Raw genomic sequence first — 22,111 nt, 5'->3', positions numbered from 1 at the left:
ACTTTCTCTGTTGATAATGAGTACAACCAGTTTAACTATTTACTTAAATTTGATAATTGAGTTAATATCAAAAACACTATTCATTAATACTGAATTATAAAGAATGAGGAACGATGGCTAAGATTGATGATATGCAGCTTTTTGTTCATGTGGTGCGCTCTGGTGGGCTTGCTGCAGCAGGGCGAAAAATCGGTTTATCGCCTGCGAGTATGACGGCACGTATCAACCAGCTTGAAAATCACTATCAAACCCGACTCTTAATACGTAATACTCGAAGTATTAAATTAACCGAGGCTGGAGAGCACTTTTTTCAAGGCTGTTTAAGAGTGATTGCTGAAATTGATGCCGCAGAGCAAAGTATTCAGCTTAGTAAAAGCACTCTCTCGGGTAGCCTCAAAATAACCGCACCCTCTGACTTTGGTAAACAGTTTGTTGCCCCTGCAATAGCTAAATTTGTAGCACTGAATCCACAAGTAAAACCACACCTGCATTTAACCGATGGCTTAGTCAATTTAGTGGAAGAAGGCATTGATATTGCTATTCGCCTTGGAAACTTACCCGATAGTAATTTGATTAGCCGAATGATCAAAGCCAATAAACGTGTGTTATGTGCTTCAGCTGAATATTTAAAAATACATGGCCAACCTTTACAACCAAGCGATTTATTAAACCATCGCTGCTTAGTAATGGAGCGACTTGGTCAATCGATGCATGATTGGCATTTTAAAGACGAGGTAATTCGCGTACCTGTAGCTATGAGTAGCAGTGATGGTGCAGTGATCAGACAGTGGGCAATTAACGGTGCAGGTATTGCTCTAAAATCAATGGTAGATATTAATGATGATCTGACTAAGGGTAATTTAGTGACGCTACTTGATGACTATATTCTCGGTTTTAGTAATAAAGATAAACAGCAAGTTGGCTTACAGTTTCTTTACCCATCAAGGCAATTTCAGCCACGACAAGTTGCCGCATTTATGGATTTTTTTCAGCAGCAAATTTAACCTCAAAACAATAAGCAGCCGACAAAATAAAACCTTGAGAGTTTGCACTTTCAAGGTTTTATTTATAGCGTTTGGCAGTTATAAAGTTAAGCAGTACCACCTACCGTTAACTGATCAATTTTCAGGCTTGGCTGGCCAACGCCTACTGGTACACTTTGGCCGTCTTTACCACATACTCCTACGCCTTTATCAAGCGCTAAATCATTACCTACCATAGAGATTTGTTGCATAACCTCAGGGCCATTACCAATTAATGTTGCCCCTTTAATTGGCTGAGTAATTTTACCATTTTCAATTAAGTAAGCTTCTGAGGCACTAAACACAAACTTACCTGAGGTGATATCCACTTGGCCGCCACCAAAGTTTGGGGCGAAGATACCTTTTTTAACTGTGCTAATAATATCGGCTTGGCTGTGCTCGCCGCCTAACATATAAGTATTGGTCATACGCGGCATAGGTAAATGCGCGTATGACTCACGGCGCGCATTACCAGTTGGGTTAACGCCCATCAAACGCGCATTCATTTTATCTTGCATGTAGCCTTTTAAAATACCGTTTTCGATAAGTACGTTGTACGCTGCAGGCGTACCTTCGTCATCCACATTAAGTGAACCACGGCGATCGGCAATGGTGCCGTCATCAACTACAGTACACAGCTCTGATGCGACTTTTTGGCCCACTTTACCGCTAAATGCCGAGGCTCCTTTACGGTTAAAGTCGCCTTCTAGGCCATGACCTACGGCTTCATGCAGTAAGACTCCTGGCCAACCTGCGCCAAGTACCACTTCCATCGTGCCCGCTGGAGCGTCAATAGCTTCAAGGTTTACTTTTGCTTGGCGTACGGCTTCTTCTGCGTATTCCATCCAACGGGGTTTACCATCCACCAGTTCTTTAAAGTAACCATAATCTAAACGTGCGCCACCACCTGCGCCACCGCGTTCACGGCGGCCGTCTTTTTCAAGTAATACCGAGCAATTTAAACGGATCAATGGGCGGATATCGGTGGCAAATGTACCATCGCTGGCCGCAATCAATACTTCTTCATACACCGCAGACATAGAGCTAATAACTTGCTCTGCGTCAGGAGCAAGCTCACGAATATAATTTTCAAGCTCACGTAATAAATTTACTTTGTCGGTATCACTCATGCTTTGAATCGGCTGCAGTGGTGCAAACTGCTGTTTTGCTGCTACATCACTAAATACCTGAATGGCTTTACTTTCACCTGCTTCGGCAATACTGCGCGCAGCGGTTGCGGCTTTGTTAAGTGCTTCTAAATTAATTGCATCAGAGTACGAAAAACCGGTTTTTTCGCCACTAACTGCGCGTACGCCGACGCCGCGTTCAACGTTGTACGAGCCTTCTTTTACTAAGCCATCTTCAAGCACCCATGATTCATGGTGGCTAGATTGAAAGTAAAGATCCGCGTAATCAACTTTATGCTGATGAATAAAACCAAGCGTTTTTTCGAGTTCTTCTCGATTTAGCTGGCTGTCGTGTAATAAATGCTGTTCAACCGTGTTCATAATAAATGCTCTCTAAATCGTTGGTGAGATTGCACTGGCATATCTCGACGAATGGCGTGTAAGCGGTTTAGATCTGGCTGACAACCAATAAACCCAATGCCATTTGCAAGCTCGCTGAGGACGTCACCCCAAGGAGAAATAATAATACTGTGGCCGTATGTCGCGCGACCATTTTCGTGTTGCCCTACTTGCGCAGCAGCAATCACATAACTTTGCGTCTCTATCGCTCTGGCCGTTAATAACGGTTGCCAATGAGCTGCACCTGTTATGGTAGTAAATGCGCTAGGCACTAAAATAACCTCTGCCCCGGCTCGTTGCAAAGCACTAAATAAGCCACTAAAGCGTAGATCATAACATACTGTAAGACCTATTTTACCAAACGGTGAATCGACCACCACAATGTCACTGCCCGCTTCGGTGAAGTTAGACTCGCGATACGCACCAGTCCCATCAGCAACATCAACGTCAAATAAATGCATTTTATTGTACTGGGCCAGCACTTCACCTTGCTCATTAAAAAGCAAAGACGCTGCAAAGTATTTGTCATGCTCTGTGGCAATAGGCACAGTACCTGCTGCTAGCCAAATATCATGTTGGCGACATAACTCACTTAATTGTTGTTGATAAACATCACTTTGTTTTGCTACAACAAGTGTTTCATGACCGCTATTAGCAAACACTAAGAAGCTTTCAGGTAAACACACCAGTAACGGCCGAGTTGCAGGAAGCGTGGTTAACTGTTGCCTAAGTTGATTCATGTTGTCATCAGCACACAGCCTGGAGCACATTTGTAGAGCGACTATCATAGCTTGCATCGTTTAAGGCCTTATTGGGTGACTGTAACAGCGGCATCTTTGAGTATTAACTCACTGGAGGCGGCGGCTTGAGGTTGGTTTTGTGCAGCTTGCGGAAGAGTCACTTCACGACTTTTACGATCTACTTCTTTCACTACAGGATCAGTCATGCTGCCAGTCACTTTAAAATTAATCTCAGAAATAACGCGCGCAGAGTGGAGTACTTTATCTATCGCCAATGCTGCAAGCCCAGTTACCGGATTGACCATCCACGCGACAATCACCGGAATACTTGAGGTCACTTGTGGTGCAACCGCTAAATCGTAATCAATTTCCATGGTATTGAGGTTAGTATGGCCTTTAACCGTCAGATCGGCAGGTACTCCATCCATTTTCGTATCTTGCGTGTAAGCGATGCCTTTATCTACCTGCATGGTACCTTGCAGACTGTTATAAAAAAAACCTTTCGAAAATACATCTCTAAAATCGAGTTTTAACTTACGCACTAATGAATCCAGGCTCAGCAACGAAAATACCCTTGCGCCGCCATCGCTTACCTCAGCTAAATGCCCTTCGCCTAAACGCCAATCTAAATTACCGTTGAGGCTGGCAATATCAAATAAATAAGGCGCATCTTGCCACGCAAGCGTAAATTTAATATCTGCGGGTGAATCTTTAACTGTGGTGGTTATATCAAATTCATCAAATAGTTCACCAATGTCATCACTTTGCATATTACCGCTAAATTGACTTATGCCATCTTGCCAATGCCCTTTAGCACGTAACACATGCTCGCCTTTATCAACCACCAGCTCAGATATGGTGAGCTTATGACCATCGCCATAAAGCGATGCGCTGACTTTATCTAATTGATAGCTTGCCACTTTACAATCAGCACACTCAAATTCAATGGCCGGTATGTCACTCAACCAAGTGTAATCTTGAGATGTTTCAGATGGCTGTAATTCGTCTGTTGTTGGGGTAAAGTTAACACGTAAATAATCACTGGCAATATGAATCGGCCGACTTGATTTATCTAGCGGAATAAGTACTTGCGAGCGTAATTCTTTGGCGTTTAGCCGTAAGCTCATGTCACTTGGGGTCGGCGCTAAACGCATTTCAAAATCATTAAATGCAATATCACCAATGGTTAATTGCTGAATGTTACCCACCACTTCTTTTAATGGCGGTAGTACGCTCTGCTCAGCTGATTCTATTTGACTGATGGTGATGATCTGCTGGATCAAGCCAAGCCAAGGTAATAGATCTGTTTGCTCTAAATCAATTGCAACACTTAAGTCTTGCTGGTTTAAACCCAGATCATGCTCGCCTAAAATAAACTGTGCATTGGTTAGTTTGCCAACGTTATTCGCTAAGATGCCATTAAAATATAAGTTGTTATTAATATTAGCGGTGATCAAATTAGAAATATTATCACCTTGAATAACAGCCGCTAGCGGCCATACTTGATCGGCACTTTTAGTGTATGGTGCGGGCAGCTCACTACTGAGCCCTTCGAGTTGTGAGCTGACATTAGCGCGATAATCAAAGCCGTCCGTTAAAAAGTTTAGAGCAAGATTAATAGCCACTTCACTTTCACCATGCAAGTAACCTTTTAGTAAGTCTTGACCATGAGAAATTAACGTATCAGCATTTAACTGTACTTTTATATCAACGTCAGCACGATAGTTTGGGCCAATATTTTTACCATTAAAGTTAACTTTCAGCGGCATTCCTAACCAACTTGCGTTAGCATTTTCTAAAGTGATCTGATCATCATTAAAATAGAGCTGACCTGTAACACCTTCAAGCTGAAGCCCAGGTTGTGCTAAATACACTGGCAGATCTTTTAAATTAACCATGCCTTTAGCTGTTACATCTAACTCATTTAAATCAACAAGTAGCTCAATATCAGCGCTGGCAGCGCCGTTACCTTGGATCACCTCAAATACATTTGCTAGTGGCTCAGCAATTGGCGTTGCTTTAAAAAACGGCAGTAATGTTTCCATCTCAGCACGTTTATTAATTTTTACGCTCAGTAAATCTGCGTTCATTAGATCTGCAATACTGACATGCACGGCATCATCGATCGCTAAGTTAACAAGCCGCCCATGCTCAGAGTAAATATCCATACGCTGATTTTCAAAATGTAATTTTGCACTCGCTTGAGTTACTGCAGGCCAATCAGGGGCAAATTGATAATTGGCGTTATCTACCTGCGCTAATACTTCAAACTGTCCTGAATTATCGGCAAACGGAAAGCCCGTTAACGGCCCAGAAAACAGCACTTGTGTTTGCGTAAGTTCACCACCTTTAATAGCCCCAGTTAAGTAATCAACTAAATTTTTAGTCATCACAGGGCGTGGGAAATAATGGCTGGCAACACTGGCATCTGGTGCAAATGCTTCTGCATATAAATCAAGCCGAGGCTGTTCGTCTAAGCTAAGCTTCATTTCGGCTGCAACAGTGACCTCATCATTATCAAGCCACATATTATCACTGCTGATCTGCCAACCTTGCTCACTATTGGCTAAATCAATTTGCATATTCAGTTGGTTATATTTGATTGGCTGGCTAAAAGTATCAGCGGTAAGTAACTCGCTATTTTCGCCAAACAGATTAATACGACCACGATCTTGATTTAACAAACCATCGACAAGTAAGCCCTGCACACCGGGCACACCTTGCTCTGCAAGCCAGCCCAATTGCTGGGCTTCAAACCATAATTGCCATTGCTGTGTTGATGTAAATTGCACATAAGCGCGCTTAACTTGACCACTGGGTTGACGACTTAACAGCGGCTCTAATTCAGCAAAATCACTTAACTGGGCTAACCTTGTAACCAAATCAAAATCGAGTTCTTGCAACCAAATTTGTTGTTGCTTGTTATCCAGCTGTGCTTCAAATTGAAAGTCAGGCCAATGCTGTTGATCGTTTGAGAGCCGCACCCCTGAACTTTTTAACCGCCAACCTTGCTGCCAAGGGTAAAGGCTAAAACCCCCTTCACTTAAACTAAATTGATGACTTTTTGTATCTTGCTGCCAATTAATAAAGCTTGGCAACCATTTAACTGTGACATCTTTGATCAGGCCTTTTTCAATACTCAACCATGATTCTAAGTTAATGTCAGAATTGAGCTGCTCTTTACTAGCATTAATATACTGAGCCAGCCATTTCGACACATCAACATTATTTGCTTGCACATAAATATCACCCAGCATGGTTTCTAGCGTCGATCCGGTTAATGCCAAGCGAGCATCAAATGTACCCACTGAAATCCCGGGCAATGCTAAAGTACCACTAGCTAAGTGTTGTTCGTATTGATTTTGCCAAACGATGTCTTCAAGCATCACCCGACGCTCTTTGCCATCTGCCAAGATAAAATTAAGACTACTATTTTCAACCGCAAAATGACCGGTTTTACCTAAGAATAAGCCTTCAATCAGCTCTTTTTGTTCAAACGATACCTCACTGCTGTTTGACTGCAACATAGTCGGCATATCAACATCAGCATGGAAACCGTTGATCACAAAGTAGTTAGATTTTAACTGTCGTGTTTTGATGGTTTCCCAGACGTTTAATTCAAGGCTAGCTTTAGCGATAGTCAGTGCGATGGGTGAGCTTTTATTATCTTCAAAGGTGATATCTTCCAAGACAATAGAAGGGCCTTGGCCATGCCAGCTGGCAGAAATAGCCCCAATTGATAAATTAACCGCAAACTTATCATATAGATAACTTTCAAGGTCACCTTTATAGTCATTGGCATACGGCAGGGTATATTTTAAAACCGAAACAACAACGGCAAGCAGTACCAGCGTTATGGCGAACACTTGCCATAACTTACGGATACAAAAAAAACAGACCGTCTTTGCTTTCATTACATCATAACCACATCAAACTGCTCTTGACTGTAGAGGCTTTCGGTTTGAATGCTCACTTGCTTACCAATAAATAACTCTAGTTCTGCAAGATTATGATACTCGTCATTAAGTAATGCCTCACTTACCGCGGGAGCTGCATAAACCATAAATTTATCAGCCGCGTAAGCACGGTTTACTCGAACAATTTCACGCAGTATTTCATAGCATACGGTTTCAACGGTTTTTTGTGAACCGCGCCCAGAGCAGGCCGGACATACATCACATAAAATATGCTCAAGACTTTCTCGAGTACGTTTGCGGGTCATTTCCACTAAGCCTAATGCCGATAAACCATTAATATTTGATTTAACGCGATCTTTACCCAGTGCAGACTCAAGTGAATGCAATACCCTGCGCTTATGCTCTTCGCTAACCATGTCAATAAAGTCAATAATGATAATACCGCCCAAGTTACGCAACCTAAGCTGACGGGCAATCGCAGAAGTAGCTTCTACGTTGGTGTTAAAAATAGTTTCTTCGAGATTTCGATGGCCAACAAAGGCACCGGTATTAACATCGACCGTGGTCATCGCTTCGGTTTGGTCGATAATTAAATAGCCACCTGACTTTAACGTCACTTTACGATGTAAGGCTTTTTGTATTTCACTTTCAACATCAAACAAATCAAAAATTGGTCGCTCGCCTGGATAATACTCTAAAGCATCGGAAAGAATTGGTACAAACTCTGCGGTAAAGCTTTTTAGCTCTTCATAGGTTAGCTTTGAGTCAACCCGAATACGCTCCATATCTTCCCCTACGTAATCTCGTAGAGTTCGAAATGCTAAGGTTAAATCTTCATGCAAAATACTTTCTTTGCTGGTTTTTTTACGTTTAGTGACGATTTTTTTCCATAGTTTTTTTAAAAACTCGGCATCGTGACGCAACTCAGCTTCGCTGGCACCTTCAGCTGCAGTACGAACTATAAAGCTGCCGTCTTCATCGCCATACTCACCTACAATGCTTTTCAATCGCGCGCGTTCTTCTTCGGTTTCTATACGCTGACTCACACCAACATGAGTGGCATCTGGCATAAACACTAAATAACGAGAAGGGATGGTGATGTCAGTTGTTAAACGTGCGCCTTTAGTACCCAGTGGATCTTTTACCACTTGCACCATAATGTATTGACCTTGGCGCACTAACTCGCGAATATCTTGTACTTTTTTAATTGGTTGCTCGTCAACACCTTCAACAATAGAGGCGCTATTTACAATATCAGACGCGTGTAAAAAAGCCGCTTTATCTAAACCAATATCAACAAACGCAGCTTGCATACCCGGTAACACTCGGCTTATTTTACCTAAATAAATATTACCGACGATACCTAAATTGCCAATACGCTCTAGTTGAATTTCTTGTAATACACCGTTTTCAATCAGGGCAACACGGCTTTCACTCGGGGTGACGTTGATCAGTAATTCTATACTCATGTTACCTACTTAGGAATTCGCTTAATAATTTTTCGCATTCATATAAAGGTAAGCCTACTACCGCAAAATAGCTACCGGAAATATTAGTAACAAAGCGCCCACCGAGTCCTTGTATACCATAGCCACCGGCTTTGTCTTGTGGTTCACCAGTTTGCCAATATGCTGCTAATTCTTGTTCTGAGAGTGTTTTAAAACTCACTTGCGTGGTTACTACACAACTCATGACCTTGTGTTCAGTAGCAAATGCAATTGCCGTTAACACTTGATGACTGCGCCCAGATAAACGTTTTAGGGTTGCCATAAAGTCAGTTTTATCACGGGGTTTACCTAGTGACTGATTATCTATGACCACTACGGTATCACTGCCGAGTACGGGGCGATCTGTATACCCCATAGCAACACCGGTTTGAGCTTTTAGACGCGCTAAACGCTCAACAAGTTCAAGGGGAGTTTCGTCTGCTAGCTGGCTTTCATCAGCATCAACACTAAATTGTGAAAATTCGATACCAAGTTGAGTTAGTAATTCTTTGCGCCGAGGAGAAGCTGACGCTAAATAAATGGCAGTTTGCATTACCTGATCCTGAAATGACGGCGATATTTACGTAGCAATAAGAAAATCCAAGGCCAACTTAACATGCCAGTCACGACCGGCCATAAATACTGCGGGTTGAAATAAACGTCCATTAAAAAGTGATTAAGCCAAAATTGCATTAAGTGATATAGGGTTAAAAATAAGCCCACGAGTATCGCTTGCTGCCAAATTGAAAAATTACGAATTTTTTGAAAGTTACTTGCGGTTACAAAAATACAAATTGAGTAAGTGAGTGAATTAATTCCCAGCGGTGACCCTGTGGCTAAATCAATCAGCAAGCCAACTACCCAAGCCGTACCAATATTTAATCGATGTGGAACAGCTAAAGACCAGTACATTAATACTAATAACACCCAGTCAGGGCGAAAGGGTTCAAACGAAAAAGGCAATGGCATCAAAGCCATGATCAACGCAAAGAAAATACTCACGGTGATCAATAAGAAGTAACGACTATTCATTGCTGATAGTTTCCTGCTGATTACGCCATAAGATCACTAATAAGCGAATACGATCTAACTGAGCTATCGGCTCGGCGTATACTTGAGCAAACGGGCGGCCCTCATCGCGATTAATTTCAGTTACCACAGCAACCGGGTAGCCCTCAGGAAAAGTGCCTCCAAGTCCTGATGTCACTAGCACATCACCAATCCGTACATCTAAACTATGGGGTACATGGGAGAGTTTAACTAAATTAATTTTACCAATCCCTTCAACCACGGTACGCACATCATTACGTAAAATACGTACTGGTGTGGCATGGGTTGTGTCGGTCATCAGTAACACCCGAGACGTCGTTGAGCCTACTTTGGTAAGTTGTCCGACGACCCCCATCTCATCAATCACCGCTTGGCCTTCACTGATGCCATCTATCGTGCCACGATTGATCACCACTTGATGGCTATAAGGATTTGAATGAACAGAGAGAACTTGAGCAATAATTTTACGATTTGACTGCTTAGCAGAAGAACCAAGTAACGCGCGTAGCTTTTGATTTTCTTTGTTTAAGAATTGATATTGCTGAAGCTGTTCGCTTTGCAGTAATTGTTTTTTCTTGAGGGCTTCGTTTTCAGTTAATAATTGATCGCGCGTGTGTAAGCTTTTAGCCCCGAGGCTAAATACTTCATAAGGTAAATTGGCTAAATACAATAACGGACTAACTAAGGTGTTTAAACTAGTGCGTACTGTGGTGCCACCTTGCGTATAACGATCGCCTACGATCAACACGATACTCAAAAGCACCGCGACAAAAAGTCGCAGCTGCAAAGAAATGGCACGCCCGAACATTAACTTCATTAGTCGTAACTAAATACATCACCACCATGCATATCAATCATCTCAAGTGCCTTACCGCCACCACGCGCAACGCACGTTAATGGATCATCAGCAACCACAACAGGAATGCCGGTCTCTTCCATTAATAAACGGTCTAAATCTTTAAGTAATGCACCACCACCTGTTAATACCATGCCTTTGGCTGATATATCTGACGCCAGCTCTGGTGGCGATTGCTCAAGGGCAACCATTACCGCACTAACAATCCCCATTAATGGCTCTTGCAAGGCTTCTAATATTTCATGTGAATTAAGCGTAAATGAACGCGGAACACCTTCGGCAAGGTTACGGCCACGTACTTCAATCTCAATTGGCTCATCTGTTTTAAACGCAGAACCAATTTGATGTTTAATGTTTTCAGCCGTTGCTTCACCAATTAAACTACCAAAATTACGACGTACATAGTTGATAATTGCTTCATCAAACTTATCCCCACCAATACGTACAGATGATGAGTACACCACGCCGTTTAGTGAAATAATTGCAACTTCAGTGGTACCACCACCGATATCTACAACCATTGAACCTGTTGCTTCTGATACCGGTAAACCTGCACCGATTGCCGCAGCCATTGGCTCTTCAATTAAATAAACTTCACGCGCACCTGCGCCCATAGCCGACTCACGAATTGCGCGTTTTTCTACTTGCGTAGCACCGCACGGTACGCAAATAAGCACACGCGGACTTGGACGTAAAAAGTTATTGTTATGCACTTGTTTAATAAAGTGTTGTAACATTTTTTCAGTTACATAAAAATCAGCAATTACACCGTCTTTCATTGGCCGAATGGCTTTGATATTACCAGGCGTTCGACCAAGCATTTGCTTTGCTTCAGTCCCTACTGAGGCTACACTTTTAGGTCCACCAGCGCGTTCTTGACGGATCGCAACTACTGATGGTTCATTAAGGACAATGCCTTCGTCTTTAACATAAATAAGGGTGTTGGCTGTACCCAAGTCGATCGATAGATCGTTTGAAAAAATACCACGGAGCTTTTTAAACATGAGGCTGGATGACCTTTGAAAAATATTCTTATATTAGCTTATGCAACTTTACCATGCTGAATCAGTTCGGCAATAAAAGTGCAGCTACCTTTGTTAATTGGGTAAAAAAGGAAGCTATGCTTCCTTTTTAAATTAATTTTATCGTTCGCGTACTAGACGAAAACCAATATAGTTTGCACGAAAATCTGGCGCTAAAATCAAACGAGTTGAAGCACGAGCTAAGCTAGGCGCGAAATTCCACGCACCACCACGGACAGTAACATCCGCTTGTTCAGCTGACTTATGAGTCCATTCCCATACATTTCCTACTGTGTCGTAGAGACCAAACGCATTAGGTGCAAACGAGCCTGTTGGCGATGCACTTTTATTTGACCACTCACTACCACACCAACCACAATTGGCTAAATTTTTACCTATCTCATTCCCCCACGGGTATTCAGTTTTAGTACCAGCGCGTGCTGCATACTCCCACTCAACCTCATTAGGTAAACGATATTGTTGACCTGTTTGACCAGACAACCAATCAGCGTATGCTTTCGCATCGTTGTAGGTTAAGCACACTGCTGGAAAATCACTGCCTTGCTCAAAACCTGGATTACGCCAATTTAAATTTGCTTCCCAGACCGGTTCGCCATTTAAATAATAAGCACAGCCACGATTACGCTCAGCTTCAGTTTTATAGTTAGTGTTGCTGACGAACTTTTGATAAGCACCGACTGTCACTTCTTTATTTTGCATCGCAAATGAGTTTGCAATGGTTTTTTCAACAACTGGACGCTCATTTGCAAGTCCATTGCCATTGATATCACCCATTTCAAACTTACCTGCGGGAATAACTACCACGTCAGCGGCAGCATTGCCTATAGCTGCACTAGTTACTGATGTCGTATTACGTTGCTCGCTGGTGTATGTCGGTGCAGCAATCGACTCAGGCTTTTTTACCAACTTAGCATGAATCGTCTGCGGCTTTCGTAAATCAACACGCACGCGATAAGGTTTATAACCCTGCTTGCGAACTTCAACATCATGAATACCACTTGGTAAAGTCGTTGCTAAACGTGTTGAACCAAAACTTACGCCATCAATAAACACTTCGTCGTCGTATACGTTTGAACGCAGTGTAAATTCAATCATTTTATTACTATCAACGACTTGTGTATTAACCGTTGGCATTGGTTTGACTGAATAATCACGTATTGGTTGTTCACTCAAGCGTGACACCGAAACGTTGGCATTATCCTGACCATCACTGAATGTTAACTGACTATCAGTAAAAGTAGTGTCATACCGAGTTTGATAGGTTGCCGTTAGCGGCGTGCCGTACTCTGAACAATAGCGATTATCAACACTCAATAAATTACATAAGCGGCTGCTATTCACATCACCGCGCATAGTGACGCTTAAGTTAACGTTATAATTGCCTTGACCGCTAAAAGCACTATTAACTACATGGCTACTTAAAACCTGTACTTGTGCACCAGCCATATTACGTTTGGGTTCAACTAGGCGCTCTTCAGTTAAGTTAGCAAAAATTTGGTCTACAAAACGCTTGGTTGCTTTTTGTAAGCCCATTTGCTGGCCTCGTTGCTCACAGGCTGCCAATGTTTCTGTTCGTTTACAGTTGATAGTGTGATTAACTTCTAGCGTCCCTTCGCGGGTAAACTCATTGCGTAAGCGCTCAACTCGGGCTGTTGTTAATTGTTCTTTTAAGCTTTCGAGTGTATTTAACTGAGTATGTTTTGCTACGCGAATTTGTTCAATGTCTTTGCGGTGGGATGCAATTGCCGCCAACTGCATCGCGATATCGTCTTTATTTTGCTTATGATCAACCACAGCTTGCTGATATCGCGCCTGTGCAGCACTTATATCAATAGTGGGATCATCAATTAAACGACGATACATTTCATTCATGGCATCAAGTGCTTGATTTTTTTCTTTGTCCAGCTCAGTCGAACGAGTGCGTAATAAATCAAGTTGACTTTGTAACTGACTTTCTTCTTTTAAATGTTTTTCAAGTATCTGTGTAGCGTTATCGTATTCAGCTTGTTTAATACTGATCTCAGATTCAATTCCAGTAACTGTGGCTGTATCTTGTGCAAATGCACTCGATGCAAACAAACTAGCTGAAATTAACAGAGATAAAGGAGCAATTCGCATATATTCCATTCCCAAAAAGCGGCAATTATTTGGTCATTATTTATTTTTTATAATTAAACTCTTATGCTATGTACTTGCAAGGCAAAACACAAGCTTTGTTCAAAAATTATCTGAGTTTACAACTATTACCGTACTTCATGCCAGTAAATTACCATCACATAGTATGAAAATAGCCCCTTTTCTTGTTCATGGCTAATTTGTTAAACTTATGGCCCATTTATTTTAAGTTGCAACTGTGAATTTAATCCCTGAGTCTCCACTGCAAAAAATCACTTGTTCGATGCTGAGTGAACAAAGAATATCTTTATCGATAAAACGTGACGATCTTCTGCATCCGTTAATAAGCGGCAATAAATGGCGAAAATTAAAATATAACTTAACTGCAATGAAAACAGAGGGTAAAACAGAATTAGTTACTTTTGGCGGTGCTTTTTCAAATCATATTCATGCCTGTGCTGCTGCAGGAAAGCAATTCAACTTAAAAACCCACGGCATTATTCGCGGCCCTGAACTTGATCGACACAACCCCACCTTACAGTTTGCTAAGCAATGCGGTATGCAGCTTCACCCTGTAACACGTATAGAATACCGAGAGCGAAATACTCCAGATTACCTAGCTCAGTTACAAGCATATTTCCCCAATGCATATATATTACCGGAAGGTGGCACTAATAAAGCCGCCTTGCTAGGTTGTAGAGAACTCGCTCAATCATTACCTCACACTGATTATGTTTTATGCCCAACCGGTAGTGGCGGCACATTAGCAGGACTGATTGAAGGCTGCGATAAGACCACTCAGGTTTTAGGGGTTGCGGTATTAAAGCAAGCAGATTATCTAGTGGATGAAATCAAATCTCTTAGTGCAATTGCTACGCAGCAGCAAAACTGGCAATTACTCACCGCGTTTCATGATGGTGGCTATGGTAAATTTAGCCCTAAACTTTGGCAGTTTTGCCAAATGATGCAAACCCAACATAAATTACCACTTGAGCCTATTTATTCAGGAAAAATGATGTATGCATTATGGCAATTAATCGCACAAGGCTACTTTCCAGCAGGTAGCAGGATCGTTGCGATTCATACCGGCGGTCTGCAAGGCTTAGATGGACTGCGTTACCGCCAGTTAATAGATTAATTAACCATTACATTAGTAAACTCTTGCAAAGGCTCCGTAAAATAAAATCCTTGCGCGCCAATGACGCCCTGTTTTTTAAGCATATTGAGCTCTTGCTGCGTCTCAACACCAACACCGTATACGGGTAAGTTCACTCGCTCTGCACTGGCTACAATTTGGCGCACCACTTTTTGCTGCGTTACATTTTTATCAATGTCGTGGATTAAATCATAGCTAAGCTTGAGTCCTTTGATCCCTTTGTAAGGCGCTAATAAAGCGATTTTATCGTGCGATGAAACATTATCAATTGATACTGAGCTCCCCACTGATTTAATTGTACTAAAAGCAAAATTCAATCGCTGTTGATGTTGATAAAAATCCACCTCCGATATCTCAAACTGTAGCTTATCAGCGCCTTTTACATTTTTCATCCTCTGCCCAAACCAGCGCCAATAGTCATTAGAAAACCAATTAAATGCGTGTAAGTTAATACTCACAGTTAACGCACTTGTTTCACTTTCTAATAACTTAACAACTTGATCCAATACTGTTTTATCCAATAAAACAATCGCTGAATCATTTTTTAGTTGAGGAATAAATTGCTTAGCAGAAAGCATCCCTAAAGACTTATGACGAACCCGGATCAAAGCTTCATGCTGTAAAATATCACCACTGGCGAACTCAAATAGCGGCTGAAAAAACAACATAAATTTCTTTTTGCTAATGTAATCAGCTAAGTTCTCATCGCTATTTGCCAGCACCGTTGAACGCGTATGGTTAAACGGTACCCGATGAGTATGCTGCCATGGACTTTGTTTTGCTAATGCGAGTGCTGATTTAGTTAACTGATAAACCACAGTTTGATCGGCACCATCGCGGTAATTACATACGCCTATTTTAATTTCTTTACGAGACAAATCACCGCGATAAAGCAAAGAAGCCTGATAAATAATTTGATGCAAGCGCTTAGTGTAAGCATCGATATCAGGTTGAGGTATATTCTCCAAGGTAATTGCCAGACCTCCTGAAGATAACAACTTAACTGATACCCGAGATAACTCTTTAAAACCTTTGATTACAATAAGTTTAAAGTGGCTTTCTAAATCAACGTTATCTGGAAATGGCCGTGTCCAATAAAGTAAAGCAAAAAGGTGGTTATGATTATTTTGGATACCGTACATTGCGGTAATTGCAACATCGTCTGCGGAACTTAATTTACGCTTGGCTGTAAGTACTTTTGTACTATTAATTGCAATATCATTTAGTGCTAATTTAACCACATCTTTAGGCGCTTGTTGGCTGCTTGATACTTTACTACCAGTTAATAATGCAATTGAATCTACGCCATCGCGCTGTTTAAATAGCAGACGCCACCAGCGATAACTCCAAATAGCAGCGCCAATCATCACTAGATTTAATAAAATAAATAGCGGACTTTCTACAACCCAAAAAGGCAAATGATAAAGCTTTAAACTAACTGTTTTATATTTAAAGATATCACTATCTTGGGTCATAAAAGCAGAAAAGTGAAACGACTCATGGGCTGATTCAAGCATAAAACCATGACTTTGAGCAAGTGCGGCAATGATCTCTTTATCTGCAATTGGCTTTAGTTTGAGGCTATAGACTTGCTTAGCTAATTGACTCCCAGTGATGTGTACTTTTTGATGCAATATCTCCCCTAACAAGAGATTAAATACTGTTAGTAAAAGCATAAAAGCAATCACATAAATACTTAGCATCCGTACTTGTGCATTTTTAAATTGAGTCACCATGGCTGTTACGCTATTTGTATGAATAGCTAAAGTGTTGTTCAAGATCTTTATAAACACAAGGCTACAGCATGATTAAAGATGGTTTTAAATGCTATAAATATAGTAACAAAGCCAAAACTGACGCTTTTTTAGAGACCTAGGACAGTACACGTTCTAAATAAAAATAACTCTCACTCCATAGCATTTGATAGCTGTTAACTAAAAAACTCCAACATAAAAGAAAAATAGCGGTCAGCTCCCTCTATTCACCAGCTCTTACTATTTTGTAATATTCAGACTACAGCACACTATAAAAACAAAAAAGCCGCTTAAAAGCGGCTTTTCAGGGTATTTTTAAACATTTTCATTTTTGTCTTGAATTAGAACGGGATATCGTCATCAAAATCGATAGGTGGTTCCATTGGATTTGATGCGCCGCCTTGCGGAGCACTTTGTGGCTTAGGTGCAAAACCACCTTGCGCTTGTCCACCACCTTGTGGAGCATAGCCGCCACCTTGGTATTGATTACTTTGCTGTGGTGCTGCCGCTGGTTGCTGACGAGCTGCTGGCGCTTGTTGTGGCGCTGGTGCATACCCACCGCTTTGCTGTGGTGCACTTTGCTGCTGAGCATACCCACCACCTTGTTGTGGTGCGCTTTGCTGCGGTGCGCTCTGTTGTTGGCCGTAACCACCTTGAGATTGACCACCGTGGCTTTGCTGTTGGCCACCTTGGTAACCGCCACTTTGTTGGTCGCCACCACGGGCACCTAACATTTGCATTTGACCAGTGAAACCATCCACTACGATTTCAGTGGTGAATTTCTCTTGGCCTTGTTGGTCAGTCCATTTACGGGTTTGAAGTTTGCCTTCAACGTAAATTTGTGAACCTTTACGGCAATATTCACCAACAATTTCAGCTAACTTGCCAAAAAACACAACACGGTGCCATTCTGTTTTATCAACCATTTGACCGGTGTTTTTGTCTTTATAGCTATCTGACGTAGCTAGAGTAATATTCGCTACACCATTGCCGTTAGGCATATAACGTACTTCTGGATCTTGACCTAAATTACCAACCAAGATTACTTTGTTCACACCGCGTGCCATGGACCTTTCTCCTATAAACGTTATATTAAACCAGCCACTTTGCGGGCTTGGTCTAGGTCAAATTCTTTATCATCAATCTTTAAATAACTGCGATTTTCATCACAGACTACTGTTGCTTCAATTACGCCTGGTAAAGCAACTAAACGAGAAGCAAGGGTTTGCGCTTGCTGCTCGTTACTTAATTCTGTCATTAAGCTTATCATTTTACTGCGTGGCGGGACTTGCATATTCCACGCAAGGTTAAGCCATATTACCCCAACAACTGCGGCTGCGGCAAACACTGCTTGCGGCGTTGTTGATTGCGCAACGTAACCGCCTAAAATACCACCTAAAAATGCACCAAAAAATTGTCCTGACGAAAACACTCCCATCGCCGAGCCTTTTTGGCTAGCAGGTGCTAAGCGCGATACTAATGCCGGCATTGTCGCTTCTAAAAAGTTAAAGGCAACAAAATACGCCAGCATACACATCGCCATGCCGATGATTGAGTCAACACCAATTGCCATTGCCAACATACTTAGAGCGAGCACTGCGATAGAGCCAACAAATGCCTGTTTCTCTTTTTCTTTGCGGATCGCAATGATCATCACTGGCGCCATTAATAAAAATGCCAGTAATAAAACGGGAATATATACTTGCCAATGCGCTTGTGCTGCTAAACCTTTGGCAATTAACTGCCCTGGTAAGGCGACAAAAATCGTCGTCAAGGTCAAATGTAATAGCATCACCCCTAAATCTAAACGCGCTAATTGCGGGTGCTTAATGAGTTTTTTAATATCGCTAACGCTTGCTAAGGTATCGCCTTTGGGGGCTTTACTAACCGCTTTGGGGACCAAAAACAACACAATAAAAATACCTGCAACAGCCAAAATAGCAGTTAACCAGAACACTCCAGCAAGACCCCACGCTGCGGCAACCATTGGACCAAGTAACATAGCAATAGCAAAGCTCATGCCTATGCTCATACCAATCACGGCCATCACTTTTGGTCGTTGCTCATCGCGGCTCAAATCAGAAGCAAAAGCTAATAACGAGCTGGCAATTGCGCCCATCCCTTGTAATGCTCGCCCTAAAGTGACCATTTGCATTGAATCAGCCGTGGCAGCAATCACCGAACCGATGGCAAAAACAGTTAAACCGCCAACAATGACTTTTTTACGGCCAATTTTATCCGATAACCACCCCATGGGAATTTGTAACACAGCTTGTGTTAAACCATAGGCGCCAATCGCAAAACCAATCCATATCGGTGAAAATCCTGATAATTCTTGCCCATAAATCGCCAATACTGGCATCAACATAAATAGGCCAAGCATACGAAATGCAAACACACTCGCTAAGGAAACTGCGGCGCGTTTTTCTCGTGAATTGAGTGAAGAAGCTGTCATGATTCGCGTGTTCTTGCTGTCTATTAAAATTTGAGCAGGGATTCTACCACAAGCTTACAGAGAAATAATCGTCCCAATGCGATGATTTTTCATTGATCAAGGATTAATCTTCGCACGTATTATGAGATACTCAGTAAATCAATTTGGTAATGAAACGAGATAGCATGGAAAACATTGAAGTCCGAGGCGCCCGCACGCACAATTTAAAAGACATCAGCCTAACCATTCCCCGTGATAAATTAATTGTTATCACCGGTCTATCTGGTTCGGGTAAATCGTCTTTAGCATTTGATACCTTATATGCAGAAGGGCAGCGTCGGTATGTAGAATCTTTATCGGCCTATGCCAGACAATTTTTATCTTTAATGGAAAAACCTGATGTTGATCATATTGAAGGGTTGTCGCCGGCAATTTCAATTGAACAAAAATCAACGTCACATAATCCCCGCTCCACCGTTGGCACCATTACCGAAATATATGATTACCTGCGCTTAATGTTTGCCCGTGTCGGTGAACCGCGTTGCCCTACTCACGATTTGCCACTCGCTGCACAAACTGTTAGCCAAATGGTCGACACTGTGCTGGCGTTCCCAGAGGGCAGCAAGCTGATGTTGCTAGCCCCTGTTGTGAAAGAGCGCAAAGGTGAGCACGTTAAGTTGTTAGAGCAACTAGCCAGCCAAGGTTATATTCGCGCCCGTATTGACGGGGAAGTATGCGACCTTTCTGATCCACCGACTTTAGAACTACATAAAAAACACACTATTGAAGTCGTGGTCGATCGTTTTAAAGTGAAAGATGGCTTACAACAGCGTTTAGCCGAATCGTTTGAAACCGCGTTAGAGCTGTCAGCAGGTGTAGCAACTATTGCATCGATGGATGACGCAAACGCCGAAGAGCTGCTGCTCTCCGCCAACTTCGCTTGCCCAACATGTGGCTACGCCATGACCGAACTTGAACCTCGGTTATTCTCATTTAATAATCCGGCAGGCGCATGCCAAAGTTGTGATGGTTTAGGGGTTCGTCAGTATTTCGACCCAAATCGAGTGATTCAAAACCCAGAGCTTAGTTTATCTGGCGGCGCCATAAAAGGCTGGGATAAACGCAGTTTTTACTATTTCCAGATGCTACAAGCCGTTGCTGAGCACTATAAATTTGATTTAGAAATGCCATTTCAGGAACTATCTAAAGATGCTAAAAAAATCATTTTAGACGGTTCTGGCGATACAAAAATTGCTTTTAACTACCGCAACGACCGTGGCGATCTGATCACTCGTAACCATGAGTTTGAAGGCGTGTTAAATAACATGAACCGCCGCTATCGTGAAACAGAATCAAATTCCGTGCGCGAAGAGCTGGCTAAATATCAAACCAGCCAAGCTTGCCCAAGTTGTAAAGGGTCGCGCCTACGCCAAGAAGCGCGCAGTGTATTTATCGGTCAGACTAACTTACCCGCTATCACCAGTATGAGTATTGGTGAAGCGATGAGCTTTTTTGAGCAACTAAGCTTAACGGGCCAAAAAGGCCAGATAGCTGAGAAAATCTTAAAAGAAATTCGCGACCGTTTATCGTTTTTGATCAACGTAGGGCTAAATTATCTCTCTTTAGAGCGCAGTGCTGATACTTTATCTGGCGGTGAGGCTCAACGTATTCGCTTAGCCAGCCAAATTGGCGCAGGCTTAGTAGGCGTAATGTATGTACTTGATGAACCATCGATTGGTTTGCATCAACGTGATAATGACCGTTTACTGCAAACGCTGATCCATCTACGCGACTTAGGTAATACCGTGATTGTGGTAGAGCATGACGAAGATGCCATACGTGCCGCCGATCATATTATTGATATTGGTCCTGGAGCTGGCGTGCATGGCGGCTATATCATTGCCCAAGGTACTCGCGATGACATTTTAGCTAGCGAAGAGTCAGTAACAGGGCAATTTTTATCTGGCCGACGCAAAATTGAAGTTCCCAAAGAGCGTCATAAAATCAACGATAAGTGGTTAGAGCTGTTTGGCGCTAGCGGTAATAACTTAAAAAATGTCGATTTAAAAATACCTTTTGGTTTAATGACCTGTATTACTGGCGTATCAGGCTCTGGTAAGTCAACACTTATCAACGACACCTTATTTAAACTTGCTCATACCGAACTAAACGGAGCAACCACCGCCGAAGCCGCACCGTACAAATCAATTAGTGGCCTTGAGCATTTTGATAAAGTTATCGACATTGACCAAAGCCCGATTGGCCGTACCCCACGCTCAAACCCAGCCACATATACCGGTATTTTTACTGGCATTCGTGAACTGTTTGTGGGCACGCAAGAATCTCGCTCTCGTGGTTACAAAGTCGGTCGCTTTAGCTTTAATGTAAAAGGTGGCCGCTGTGAAGCTTGCCAAGGCGATGGCGTGATCAAAGTCGAAATGCACTTTTTACCTGATGTATATGTGCCATGTGATGTCTGTAAAGGGCAACGTTATAACCGTGAAACGTTAGAAGTGCAGTATAAAGGCAAAAACATCCATCAAGTATTAGAAATGACGGTGGAAGACGCACACGACTATTTTGATAAAATACCCGCCATTGCGCGTAAACTAAAAACCTTAATGGATGTGGGCTTGTCTTATATTCGCTTAGGCCAAGCCGCGACAACGCTCTCTGGTGGTGAAGCTCAACGGGTTAAACTCGCCCGCGAGTTATCTAAACGTGACACAGGTAAAACCTTATACATTTTAGATGAACCAACCACAGGCTTGCACTTTGCTGATATTGAACAATTATTAGTAGTACTGCATCGCCTGCGTGACCACGGTAATACGATTGTGGTTATTGAGCATAATCTTGATGTAATAAAAACAGCCGATTGGATCATTGATCTAGGTCCCGAAGGTGGTGCTGGCGGCGGTGAGATCCTCATTGCAGGCACGCCGGATGAAGTAGCCGAATGTGAGCGTTCACATACTGGCCACTATTTAAAACCCCTATTATCAAAATAG

At 42.3% G+C, this 22,111-nt stretch carries 15 protein-coding genes; 3 read left to right on the top strand and 12 right to left on the bottom strand.

Going from position 1 to position 22,111, the window contains the following annotated elements:
* The first annotated feature begins 113 nt into the window (after positions 1-113).
* Positions 114-1,004 (top strand): LysR family transcriptional regulator, encoded by an 891-nt coding sequence (locus tag H5180_RS06520; protein WP_182757935.1) that lies wholly within the window; start codon positions 114-116, stop codon positions 1,002-1,004.
* 86 nt (positions 1,005-1,090) lie between these two features.
* Here H5180_RS06520 and tldD read toward each other — a convergent pair whose 3' ends face one another.
* From tldD to H5180_RS06475, 9 genes are all read right to left on the bottom strand, one after another.
* Positions 1,091-2,530, bottom strand: a complete 1,440-nt coding sequence (gene tldD / locus H5180_RS06515; protein WP_182757934.1) for a metalloprotease TldD — start codon at positions 2,528-2,530, stop codon at positions 1,091-1,093.
* On the bottom strand, positions 2,527-3,336 hold the full coding sequence (locus H5180_RS06510; protein ID WP_182757988.1) for a carbon-nitrogen hydrolase family protein: 810 nt from the start codon (positions 3,334-3,336) through the stop codon (positions 2,527-2,529). Before H5180_RS06510 ends, tldD begins: the two co-directional genes overlap by 4 nt.
* Before the next feature lie 20 nt (positions 3,337-3,356).
* On the bottom strand, positions 3,357-7,202 hold the full coding sequence (locus tag H5180_RS06505) for a YhdP family protein (RefSeq protein WP_182757933.1): 3,846 nt from the start codon (positions 7,200-7,202) through the stop codon (positions 3,357-3,359).
* Positions 7,202-8,674, bottom strand: coding sequence for a ribonuclease G (gene rng, locus H5180_RS06500; RefSeq protein WP_149982651.1), 1,473 nt, complete (start codon positions 8,672-8,674; stop codon positions 7,202-7,204). Before rng ends, H5180_RS06505 begins: the two co-directional genes overlap by 1 nt.
* Position 8,675: 1 nt before the next feature.
* Positions 8,676-9,245 carry a nucleoside triphosphate pyrophosphatase gene (locus H5180_RS06495; RefSeq protein ID WP_145238593.1) on the bottom strand — a complete coding sequence of 190 codons (570 nt, stop codon included), beginning with the start codon at positions 9,243-9,245 and terminating at the stop codon, positions 8,676-8,678.
* A complete protein-coding gene (gene mreD / locus H5180_RS06490) occupies positions 9,245-9,724 on the bottom strand; it encodes a rod shape-determining protein MreD (protein ID WP_145238590.1) in 480 nt (159 codons plus the stop codon). The genes H5180_RS06495 and mreD overlap by 1 nt, the downstream gene beginning before the upstream one ends.
* Positions 9,717-10,559, bottom strand: coding sequence for a rod shape-determining protein MreC (mreC, locus tag H5180_RS06485; RefSeq protein WP_182717725.1), 843 nt, complete (start codon positions 10,557-10,559; stop codon positions 9,717-9,719). The genes mreD and mreC overlap by 8 nt, the downstream gene beginning before the upstream one ends.
* Positions 10,559-11,602: a rod shape-determining protein gene (locus tag H5180_RS06480; RefSeq protein ID WP_145238587.1), complete on the bottom strand. Its 1,044-nt coding sequence runs from the start codon at positions 11,600-11,602 to the stop codon at positions 10,559-10,561. The genes mreC and H5180_RS06480 overlap by 1 nt, the downstream gene beginning before the upstream one ends.
* 138 nt (positions 11,603-11,740) lie before the next feature.
* A complete protein-coding gene (locus H5180_RS06475; protein WP_145238584.1) occupies positions 11,741-13,759 on the bottom strand; it encodes a formylglycine-generating enzyme family protein in 2,019 nt (672 codons plus the stop codon).
* 280 nt (positions 13,760-14,039) lie between these two features.
* On the opposite strand from H5180_RS06475, the gene H5180_RS06470 reads away from it, so the two are divergent.
* On the top strand, positions 14,040-14,894 hold the full coding sequence (locus H5180_RS06470; RefSeq protein WP_182757987.1) for a 1-aminocyclopropane-1-carboxylate deaminase/D-cysteine desulfhydrase: 855 nt from the start codon (positions 14,040-14,042) through the stop codon (positions 14,892-14,894).
* On the opposite strand, the gene H5180_RS06465 is transcribed toward H5180_RS06470, so the two are convergent.
* The 3 genes from H5180_RS06465 to H5180_RS06455 form a co-directional block, all read right to left on the bottom strand.
* A complete protein-coding gene (locus tag H5180_RS06465; RefSeq protein ID WP_182757932.1) occupies positions 14,891-16,648 on the bottom strand; it encodes an EAL domain-containing protein in 1,758 nt (585 codons plus the stop codon). The genes H5180_RS06470 and H5180_RS06465 overlap by 4 nt on opposite strands.
* Before the next feature lie 359 nt (positions 16,649-17,007).
* Positions 17,008-17,733 carry a single-stranded DNA-binding protein gene (gene ssb / locus H5180_RS06460; RefSeq protein WP_182735083.1) on the bottom strand — a complete coding sequence of 242 codons (726 nt, stop codon included), beginning with the start codon at positions 17,731-17,733 and terminating at the stop codon, positions 17,008-17,010.
* Positions 17,734-17,753: 20 nt separating this feature from the next.
* Positions 17,754-19,121 (bottom strand): MFS transporter, encoded by a 1,368-nt coding sequence (locus H5180_RS06455; RefSeq protein WP_182757931.1) that lies wholly within the window; start codon positions 19,119-19,121, stop codon positions 17,754-17,756.
* A 164-nt stretch (positions 19,122-19,285) separates the two neighbouring features.
* Here H5180_RS06455 and uvrA point away from each other — a divergent pair, with 164 nt between their 5' ends.
* Positions 19,286-22,111, top strand: coding sequence for an excinuclease ABC subunit UvrA (gene uvrA / locus H5180_RS06450; RefSeq protein ID WP_182735081.1), 2,826 nt, complete (start codon positions 19,286-19,288; stop codon positions 22,109-22,111).

The organism is Pseudoalteromonas sp. SR41-4 (genome assembly GCF_014163985.1).
GTDB lineage: Bacteria > Pseudomonadota > Gammaproteobacteria > Enterobacterales > Alteromonadaceae > Pseudoalteromonas > Pseudoalteromonas rhizosphaerae.
The sequence above is the reverse complement of the archived record's forward strand: the minus strand, read 5'-3'. Positions and strand labels throughout refer to the sequence as shown.